The organism is Caballeronia sp., assembly GCF_049581465.1.
Taxonomy (GTDB): Bacteria; Pseudomonadota; Gammaproteobacteria; order Burkholderiales; family Burkholderiaceae; genus Caballeronia.
This window is the reverse complement of sequence record NZ_JBAUSA010000103.1, coordinates 1-9,977: the sequence shown is the minus strand read 5'-3', so window position 1 is coordinate 9,977 and position 9,977 is coordinate 1. Positions and strand designations below refer to the sequence as shown.

The 9,977-nt window shown below is 59.0% G+C and carries 7 protein-coding genes; 2 read left to right on the top strand and 5 right to left on the bottom strand.

All coding sequences use genetic code 11. The features are described 5' to 3' along the window. The coding region (locus tag WCA53_RS02515) for an alpha/beta fold hydrolase (RefSeq protein WP_423905124.1) at window positions 1–696 on the bottom strand (696 nt) is incomplete at its 3' end. 790 nt (window positions 697–1,486) lie between these two features. On the opposite strand from WCA53_RS02515, the gene WCA53_RS02510 reads away from it, so the two are divergent. Together WCA53_RS02510 and WCA53_RS02505 are read left to right on the top strand one after the other, a co-directional pair. Beyond that, window positions 1,487–3,127, top strand: a complete 1,641-nt coding sequence (locus tag WCA53_RS02510; protein WP_423905122.1) for an ATP-binding protein — start codon at window positions 1,487–1,489, stop codon at window positions 3,125–3,127. 216 nt (window positions 3,128–3,343) lie between these two features. Next, window positions 3,344–3,526, top strand: coding sequence for a DUF3331 domain-containing protein (locus tag WCA53_RS02505; protein ID WP_423905120.1), 183 nt, complete (start codon window positions 3,344–3,346; stop codon window positions 3,524–3,526). A gap of 79 nt (window positions 3,527–3,605) precedes the next feature. Here WCA53_RS02505 and WCA53_RS02500 read toward each other — a convergent pair whose 3' ends face one another. The 4 genes from WCA53_RS02500 to WCA53_RS02485 all read right to left on the bottom strand — a co-directional run. Next, the gene (locus tag WCA53_RS02500; protein ID WP_423905126.1) at window positions 3,606–3,782 is read right to left on the bottom strand and encodes a MipA/OmpV family protein; all 177 of its coding nucleotides are present in this window, start codon (window positions 3,780–3,782) and stop codon (window positions 3,606–3,608) included. A gap of 402 nt (window positions 3,783–4,184) precedes the next feature. Beyond that, entirely contained in the window at window positions 4,185–7,202 is a 3,018-nt protein-coding gene (locus WCA53_RS02495) for an FAD-binding and (Fe-S)-binding domain-containing protein (RefSeq protein WP_423905118.1), read from the bottom strand. 133 nt (window positions 7,203–7,335) lie between these two features. Then, window positions 7,336–8,622, bottom strand: coding sequence for an MFS transporter (locus tag WCA53_RS02490; RefSeq protein WP_423905117.1), 1,287 nt, complete (start codon window positions 8,620–8,622; stop codon window positions 7,336–7,338). Between the two features lie 187 nt (window positions 8,623–8,809). Next, window positions 8,810–9,977: pyridoxal-phosphate-dependent aminotransferase family protein (locus WCA53_RS02485; protein ID WP_423905115.1), on the bottom strand; the 1,168-nt coding region annotated here is incomplete at its 5' end.

Sequence of the window (9,977 nt, the reverse complement as noted above, 5' to 3'; positions counted from 1 at the left end):
AGAGTTATCCAACGGCACGATTTGATCGTCATCGCCATGTAGAATCAGCGTTGGCACATCGATCTTCTCAAGATCGGACGTATAGTCGACCTCCGAGAACTGCTTGACGCACTCGTATTGCCCGAGCACCGAACCCAACATGCCCTCACGCCAGAATTCGTCAATTACCCCTTGCTCAACCTTCGCATTGGGCCGGTTATAACCGTAGAACGGCAGCGCGAGAGCCTTAAAGAATATCGAACGATTGCTCGCCGTGCCGGTTCGAATGCCGTCGAAAACCGAGAGCGGCAGGCCAGTCGGATTCGCGTCGGTTTTCAACATAAGGGGCGGCACCGCACCAATAAGGACCATCTTCGCGACACGTTTTGTTCCATGTCGTCCGACGTAGTGCGAGATTTCCCCGCCGCCGGTGGAGTGACCGACGAGCGTTGCACCCTTGAGATCGAGCGCGTCGATGACTGCAGCAAGGTCGTCCGCGTAGGTATCCATGTCGTTGCCACCCCCGGATTGTCCCGAGCGGCCATGGCCCCGCCGATCGTGAGCAATCACGCGATAACCCTTCTGGACCAGAAAGACCATCTGTGCGTCCCACGCATCGGCGTCAAGCGGCCAACCGTGGGAGAAAACGACCGGCTTCCCGCTACCCCAATCTTTATAATAGATTTGCGTACCGTCTTTTGCCGTGATGGTGCTCATTGAGTGAACTCCTGGTTGGTGAGAAGAATACGATACCCGCGACAACAACCTACGTCCGTGGCCCGATCTTAAGCCTTCTGAATAGCTATTAATGCTCGACGCTTCCCCTTCGCACGCATATGAAGGCACGCCGCGGGTTCAGCGCTATGAGCGTTTCCTGAATATCAGCTATGCTAACTGATTTTCGTTCGAGCTGCCCAGACGTTCGAAACGCCGTAGGACCGCAAGGCGTGCCTCGCCGCATTGGCGCTGCCTATTTCGAAGCGTTCTTGAGATCTGCGATGCGTCTCAGCCCCAATACGTGAAACATTGCGCTCACGTACAACCGGTTGGAAACAACTGCGATTGCGTAATGTACACCGCTCAACACATTTGTTTTCTGCAGGAAGAACGCCTGCGGATGCGGCGAATCTTCTCGACGACCAGACAGCACGACATTTCATATTAAGGAAAAGCACCCTTAAAAATCCTGAATTCTGCCTGAATTTTTACTAATACCTTAGACGTGGTGGGTGGTATAAATCTATGCTCGTTTCATAAAGCTGATGGTTCAAATTCAAATTAAATGAATGTTATGCAGCAACATGGACTGCACGACATTGATAGCAAGTCAAGGTCAAGTGTTAGCCAAGGGCGCAAACCATAAAAATTCATCTGAGAGAACCACGGGAACGAGGACCGATATCTTTATCTCATCGTTAAGTTAAGTAATCGCTAAATGATCCGAATTGGTCGATTTGAATTAGATCTTCAGAGACGCGTGCTTCGCTCGGGCGCGGAGGTGTTGCGCTTGGGATCTCGCGCTTTTGACATACTGGAGATCCTCGTTGCCGCTCGCGGTTGCGTGGTCACTAAGGATCAATTGATTCGGCAGGTCTGGCCTGACACCATCGTTGAAGAGAACAATCTGCAAGTCCATCTTTCTGCATTGCGCAAGGCGCTTGGCGCCGATCGCGACCTTATATTGACCGCACCGGGCCGGGGCTATCGGTTCGTCGGTCCCCGTGACGAGCCGCAAGAAGGCAACTCGGCGCCCGAGACCACCAAGGCGATAGACGCCGCGCTGAGCACGAACTATCCGCCGGCACATACGTTTGAACTCTATGGCCGTGCAGGTGCAATCGAAGAGGTGGCTCGCGCGCTAGGCGGCGCGGCAGTCGTTACGCTTGTCGGCGCTGGCGGAATTGGCAAGACGAGCCTCGCCAAGGCGGTCGCGCGCGGTGCTGCGGATCGCTTTGTGGACGGCGTGAGGTGGGTTGAACTTGCCCCGCTGACAGACGACGACGCCGTTCTGGCCGCCATAGCCGAGGCCCTGAAGTTGAACGTCACCGGTGGCGCCATCAATCCCGCACGGATTGCCGACGCCGTAGCGAGTCAGCAGATCCTGGTCGTGATGGACAATGCCGAGCATGTGCTCGACGTCACGGCAAGCGTGATCTATGCGTTGATCCGGCGAAATCCTCGTCTGCGTATATTGGCCACGAGCCGTGAACCATTACGCATTCCCGACGAGTGTCTTTACGGGGTCGATCCCCTGGACGTGCCACCCGTGGACCCACCATGCCATGATGTGTTGATGCATTCTTCCGTGTGTCTGTTCTTTGCACGTGCCCGCGCAATCGAGCCGAGGCTTGGCGACGACGCACGCAGTGTGTCGCTGGTCGGCGAGATTTGCCGCCGGCTTGATGGCATTCCGCTTGCAATCGAACTGGCCGCCGCGCGCGCCGCGACCCTTGGCATTGAAACGCTGCTTTGTCACCTTGACGACCGTCTTCGCATGCTTACGGGCGGCCATAGGACTGCACTACCGCGTCACCAGACTCTGCGTGCGACGTTCGACTGGAGCTACGCATTGCTTGATGCGCCCTCTCGCGCAGTGTTTCGGCGACTGGGCCGGTTCAGCGGGCGCTTCACGCTCGAACGCGCGTGCGCGGTCGTCGCTGACGAATCAATCAGTAGAACATATGTGGTCGCCAGCATCAGCGATCTGGTTAGCAAGTCACTGATCCTGATCGACATCGACGCCGCCAGCACGCAGTACCGATTACCCGAGTCGACCCGCTTCTATGCGCTGGACAAGCTACGTGAGGAAGACGAGGAAGCCGCTGTGACAGCCCGGCTCATCGCATTCCTGACAACGCGTCTTCCACAGACCCGATTGGCGGTAAAACATAACCCTTGTGCCGCTACGTTAAGCGAGTTACGCGAAGATCTGGACGATGCACGGGCAGCACTTGACTGGGCATTTTCGCCGGGAGGCGACGCGATCCGGGGCATGGCGTTGAGCACGGCCCAGGTTGAGGCTCAGCGTCTTCTGGATGCTATGTCGGCCCAGGCGAAGACAGCGTTAGTGAGTGAGCAAACGGACTGCGAAGACGGGAACGCGAAGAACGTCGTCGACATTAGTCGACGGCGGGCACGACGAGCTTGATCGTGAGGAGGCCTACGGCGCCCGATAAAAGCGACGGCTCGCGCTGGATGCGTATCGCTCAAGCTCTGCTGCCAATGGGAACCACCGCGCGCCCTGCCATTTCGCACTGCAGTAGCAGCGGCGGCGACGAATCAGTGCAAACGTTCGTCCGGGTGCTGGAGCGTCCCACAGAGAGTACCGCGTCGATCCTTTGGCCCACTGCCGGGCGGTGCCATTATGGCGAACAGCTTTGGATACGGGGGGGTTGCGACCTGCGCCGGCTTGTGCGCAATGAGCGGCCAGCCAGTTAACCGCGGCGACCGTGTTTACCGTCCGCGGCAAGGAAAAAGCCGGACCTCGAATGCGTGCGCGGTCATCCTCGCGGCCGCCATTGAAATCGAGGCACGCCCGGGCAGGTGAGGTCGCACCGGATCGTGCTTGACCCGTTTTGGTTGGAGGGGTTTTGGTTGGAGCCGTTCTGCTCGCCGCCACCCCTCCCTCAAACTACCCTCAACCGATAATTAAGCGCGGCCACCGCGTTTAATTCAGTCGTGCGCTCGGTAATCGGACTACGCGCCGCGTCGTGCTGCAACCTACCCGCGGTCACATCAATCGAAGCGACCCATTTTTTCGAGAAGTCATAACTCGCGTAGGCGTTAAAGTGAACATCACGAATCCCTGCGCAAAGAAACGCGTTTTAAACCGCCAAAACCTAAGTGTCGTCGTTGCTCATTTCAGGTTTTTGGCACGAACGTAGTACTGCCCCCACTGATCAACGCACGGGTGAACACCCATCTCAAGCACCCACGGCGCGCACACGCTTCGCCTCAACGGCCCCACAACTCAATACGGCCGCCTGTAGCCTACTGCTTGGCTTCGGCTCTAACGGTTTGGGTCATATGAAGCTGAAGCACGATGGAGGAGCGCGTGCAATCCCGTGGTGATACGAGAATATGGAGAAGGACTCAATGCTAGCCCCACACTCGCCGCGACACCCCTCCCTAGCCCCACACTCTCCGCGAGCAGCACCCGAAACTCATGCTCCGACTTTAGGCTCCCCAAGCCAGACTTCCAGGATTCATGGCGCGATTGCCATTGCCAATACACGTGCGACGTGAAGCGCATCGACCTGAGCACCATCGTGGATCTGGTGACGGCAACTGGTGCCATCGGCGACCACGAGTTCGCGAACGGCCGCCTTGCGTACTGCTGGCAGCAACGACAACTCGGCCATCGCATTGGACGCTTCAAAATGTTCCGCCTCATAGCCGAAGCTGCCGGCCATGCCGCAGCACGACGATTCGATTACCTTGACATCAAGCCCCGGGATCCATTCAAGCACGGCTTGCACGGGCCAGAACGCATCGAACGCTTTCTGATGGCAATGCCCGTGTACCCATACGCGCGACGCTTCGAGCGGTTGCAGCTTCAGGTCCATACGCCCGGCCAATGTCTCGCGCACGAGGAATTCCTCAAAGAGAAATGCGAGCTTCGACAGTTTGACGGCTTCCTCGCCATATCCATATTGCAGGAACTCGTCACGCAGCGTCAGCAGGCACGACGGCTCCAGCCCGACGATCGCCACGCCCCGTTCAACGTATGGCATGAAGGTATCGAGCAAGCGCCTGGCTTCGAGTTTCGCTTCGTCGACCAGCCCCGCCGCAAGGAAGGTACGTCCGCAGCACACGGGCCGCTCGCCTTCGCGGTTGTTGAAGTGGACCTTGTAGCCGGCCGCCTCGAGCACCTGCTGCGCCGCGCGGGCGTTCGCGGGCTCCATGTTGTTATTGAACGTATCGACAAAGAGCATCACCTCCTTCACGGCTGCGTCGGCCGGATTCGACCTCGCGCCGGAGAGGAAGGATTTTTCGAAGCGCGGCAGAGAACGCCCATGCGCAATACCTAGCCTGCCCTTAACAAGCTTCGACAGGACCGGCAACCGTTCGACGAACGCCATCATGCCGCTCGCGTGGCGGGCGTAAGGCGCGTAGCGCGGCATGAATGCAATCAGCTTGTCGCGCACGCGCACGCCGTGTGTCTTGGCCCAGGCAGCGCGAGCTTCAATCTTGAACTTCGCCATGTCGACGCCCGTCGGGCAATCGCGTTTGCATCCCTTGCACGATACGCAGAGGTCGAGCGTTTCCTTCACTTCGAGGCTCGCGAGCCCGTCATTGCCCAATTGCCCGGAGACCGCCAGGCGCAGCGTGTTGGCCCGCCCGCGCGTGACGTGCTGCTCGTCCTTCGTCACGCGATAGCTCGGGCACATCGTGCCCGCGTCGAACTTGCGGCAGTGACCGTTGTTGTTGCACATCTCGACGGCTTTAGCCAAGCCGCCGCTCAGGTCGTTACCCGTTCCGGCGGGTGTTTCCTGACCGGTGAGCGGGTCGCGTTCCACGTTCCATGCCGACCAGTCAAGCGTCGTCGCAAGCGGCTTTTCGCGGTAGCCCGGCGCGAAGCGAAAGTTGCGGGCGTCATCCATTTTCGGAGGACGCACGATCTTGTCCGGATTAAAGCGATTGTCGGGATCGAAAAGTTGCTTGATCTCACTAAACGCCTCATTGATGCGCGGTCCGTATTGCCACGCGACCCACTCGCCGCGGCACAAGCCATCGCCGTGCTCGCCCGAATAAGCGCCCTTGTATTCACGCACGAGCTCAGAGGCCTTCGCAGCGATCGCACGCATTTTTGCAGCGCCGTCGCGTCGCATGTCGAGAATGGGTCGAACGTGAAGCGTACCGACGCTTGCGTGGGCATACCACGTACCCTCGGTACCGTGCTCATGGAAGACCTCGGTCAGTCGACTCGTATAGTCCGCAAGATGTTCGAGCGGCACCGCGCAGTCCTCGATGAACGACACCGGCTTGCCATCCCCCTTCATGCTCATCATGATGTTCAGGCCAGCCTTGCGCACTTCCCAGAGTGCTTTCTGCTCGCCTGCATCGGGCATTCTCACGACCGACTCCGGCAAGCCGAGATCGCCCATGAGTTGCGTCAGGCGATCTAGTTTTTCCACCTGGGATGCGTGTTCCTCACCCGCAAACTCGACCAGCAAAATGGCCTCGGGCCGGCCCACCAGTGCTTTCTCAATGACCGGCCGGAACGCGGGGTTGCCGATGGCGAGATCGATCATGGTTCGATCGACGAGCTCCACGGCCACGGGGCCCAGCTTCACGATATGTTGCGTCAGGTCCATCGCCTGGTAGAACGTCGGGAAGTTGACCACGCCCAGCGTCTTGTGCCGCGGCAGCGGCGAGAGTTTCAACGTCAACTGCCGGCTAAATGCCAGCGTCCCCTCGGAACCCACCAGCAAATGAGCAAGGTTTGCCGTGCCGTCGTCGGTGTAGGATCGCGGATTCTGGCAGTCGAACAAATCGATGTTATAGCCAGCCACGCGACGCAACACCTTCGGCATGCGTTCGGCGATTTCGCTACGCTCACGCATCGCGATCCGCTGGACACCTTCCATGATGTGCCTGACGCGCTTGTTACCTTGAACTTCGGATACCGAAGTAAATCGTCCCTCGTTGCCATCGGCAAGCACGGCGTCGATGGCCGCGACGTTATGGACCATGTTGCCGTATTCGATGGAACGCGAACCACAGGAATTGTTACCCGCCATTCCGCCAATGGTGCACTGGGCGGCCGTCGATACATCGACAGGGAACCACAATCCGTGCGGCTTGAGCCATGCGTTCAAGTGATCCAGCACGACGCCTGGCTCGACTGTCACCGTGCGCGCGTGCGCATCGAACTCGACAATGTTGTTCAGCCACTTAGACGTATCGATGACCAGCGCCTGCGCTACCGTCTGGCCGCACTGGCTCGTACCTGCGCCGCGCGCCAGAAGCGGCGCGTTCTCGCTGCGCGCGACCTCGAGTGCGATGCGAAGATCGTCCTGATCGCGCGGCACGACGACGCCGACCGGCGTGATCTGGTAAATGGAGGCGTCAGTCGAATAGCGGCCGCGACTCGCCGCGTCGAAGAGTACGTCGCCCCGCATGGCTTCGCGCAGGCGCCGTGCGAGCGGAGTGGCAAGCTGGCTGGCTGAGGGCACGAGATGAATCGGCTTGACGAGCAAGCCCGCTGCAGGATGGGTCATGGGACGCCGCCTCCTAAGAACTAGAACGAGTCGAGGTGGACGCAAGCCTCGTCTTCTATTTCGCCGCACGCGCCCTGGCAAGATGCTGGCCGAAGAAAGGTTGATCGGTCATGGTCAATCAGGATGCGACGAATCAGACGCCGAGATGCGGTGCGGGCTGTGCGTTCGGTGTCGGCACAATGCCGAACTTGCTATCGGGCTGCATCCGGAAAGCCAGCACGACCCCAATCGCCATCAGCAGCATGCTGCCGGCGAACGGGAGCTCCCAACTACCGAAGCGGTCGATTACGTAGCCCGACAGCACGGGCGAAATGATCGCAGCAAGCGCGGAACCCGTATTCATCATGCCGCTTGCAGTACCTGAATATTCGGGCGCGATGTCCATCGGGATCGCCCACATCGGTCCGATTGTCATCTCGGAGAAAAAGAAGCCTCCTGCAAGACACGCTAGCGAAACATAGATATCGTGCGTGAAGAGCAGCGGAATCAGCACCAGAAGCGTGAAGAGCATGCAGATAGAAACCATCAAGCTACGCGCCCGCCGCAAGTTCCGGGTGCGCTCGAAAATACGATCGGTCACGATCCCGCCAAGCGTATCGCCCAGCACGCCGGCAAAGAAAACGGCCGATGCAAACAAGGCTGACTTCGTGAGGTCGAGGCTATAGCTATGCAGGAAATACTGCGGGATCCAGCTAAGAAACAACCACAGCGTCCATCCATAGCAGAAGTACACGATCGTCACCGGCAACATGCGCTTGAACAGCGCCTTGAACGGCACGGCAGCCGGCTTCGGCTTAGGCGGAGGAAGAATCTCGAGTTCGGCAGGGGTGATACGTGGATGGTCTTTAGGATGTTCGGTGAACGTCAGCCACCAGACGACAACCCACACGAGGCTGATCGCGCCGCAAATATAAAACGATTGGCGCCAGCCGTAGGTGGCCATCACGAGCACGATGGCGCTCGGCGCGACAGCGTTCCCAATGCGGCTCGCGGCATGCGTGATGCCCTGGGCGAAGCCGCGCCGCTCCTTGGCGACCCAACGCGACATGGCCGCCGTGGATGCCGGAAAGGTGGCTCCTTCACCGAACCCGAGCAGCAGGCGCGCAGCGAGCAAGGACATGAGTCCGCCGGCAAAACCCGTCAACAGGGTCGCTAGCGCCCAGAGCGCCCCGCAAAAAATCAGTGTGCGCTTAGCGCCGAAACGGTCGCTTATCCATCCACCGATGATCTGAAATAAAAGATACGGATAAGCGAATGCCGAGAAAACCAGCCCCACTTGCGTATGCGAGAGATGAAACTCCTTGCCAAAGCCCGCCGCAGCCGTACTAACGTTGACACGATCCAGATAGGTAATGAAATACATGACGCACAGCATGACCAGCACGATACTGGTCGCGCTGGTAATACGATACCGTTTCATCGTTTGTCTCCGTTACCTGATTTCCCCAGTGGGCCAAGCTGGCTCACCGGGTCAAGCACCTCACGCGCGATGACTGCTTGCACGATGAGAATTGCTTTTGCACCGCCGCGTACGTGCGCGGCGTTGTGCGGGCTCTATAACACGGGCGCTACTTCGGCCTTGAGATTTCTCTATCCGCGCTGTTTCGTCAGGCTGCGGCTTTGACTGGCTTGGCCACGGCTTGCGTCGCCAGGAACGCCATGGCTGCTGGCAAGCCACTCGAAGCGAGCGGCACGCCCGCTATCTGCAGACCCATTTCGCATCCCGCGAGCGTTGCAAGCAGCATCAGCTCATTGCAATCGCCCAGGTGTCCGATGCGGAACATGCGCCCTTTCATTTTTCCAAGACCGGTCCCAAGGGACATGTTGAAGCGCTCGTAGATTTCGTGGCGAACGACGTCTGCATCGATACCTTCGGGCATCATTACGCCGGTCAGGACGGGGCTATACACGCTAGGATCGGCGCACTGAATCTCCAGGCCCCAGGCCGTCACTGCACGGCGACACGCTTGCGCCAGGCGTTCATGGCGGGCGAAGACCTGCTCGAGTCCTTCGTCCAGGATCATGTCGAGCGCTTCGGAAAGGCCATATAGCAAATTGGTATTGGGCGTATAGGGCCAGTAGCCCGTCTTGTTCATCTCGATGATTTCGCCCCATGCCCAGAAGCTGCGCGGCAGTTTTGCCTGTGCGCTCGCAGCGATTGCTTTCTGCGATACCGCGTTGAAGCTGATACCCGGGGGCAACATCAGGCCCTTTTGCGAACCCGACACGGTGACATCCACGCCCCAATCGTCGTGACGGTAGTCGGCGCACGCGAGTCCTGAAATCGTGTCGACGAGCAAAAGCGCCGGATGGTTCGCGGCATCGATCGCGCGACGCACGGCGGCGATATCCGAGGTAACGCCCGTCGATGTCTCGTTATGAACGACACACACCGCTTTGATGAGGTGCTGCTTGTCGTTGCGCAGCCGTTCTTCAATCATTTTCGGCTGCACGCCGCGCCGCCAGCCCTCGATGCCGGGCAAGCCTAGAAATTCGGGCTTCAAACCGAGGCTCTCAGCCATCTTCTTCCACAGCGTCGCGAAGTGGCCGGTTTCGAACATCAGGACCGCGTCGCCCGGGCTGAGCGTGTTGGTCAATGCCGCTTCCCAGGCACCCGTGCCCGAGGCCGGATAAATCACAACCGGCTGTTCGGTTTTGAATATCTTCTTGATACCCTCAAGCACCTTGAGCCCAAGCGCCCCGAACTCGGGACCGCGATGATCGATCGTCGGATAGCTCATGGCTCGCAAGATGCGATCAGGCACGGGACTCGGG

Bases quoted from the DNA above. Each gene is read 5' to 3' on its own strand.
- WCA53_RS02490 (WP_423905117.1), bottom strand. From the start codon at position 8,622: ATGAAACGGTATCGTATTACCAGCGCGACCAGTATCGTGCTGGTCATG.
- WCA53_RS02505 (WP_423905120.1), top strand. From the start codon at position 3,344: ATGGCGAACAGCTTTGGATACGGGGGGGTTGCGACCTGCGCCGGCTTG.
- WCA53_RS02495 (WP_423905118.1), bottom strand. From the start codon at position 7,202: ATGACCCATCCTGCAGCGGGCTTGCTCGTCAAGCCGATTCATCTCGTG.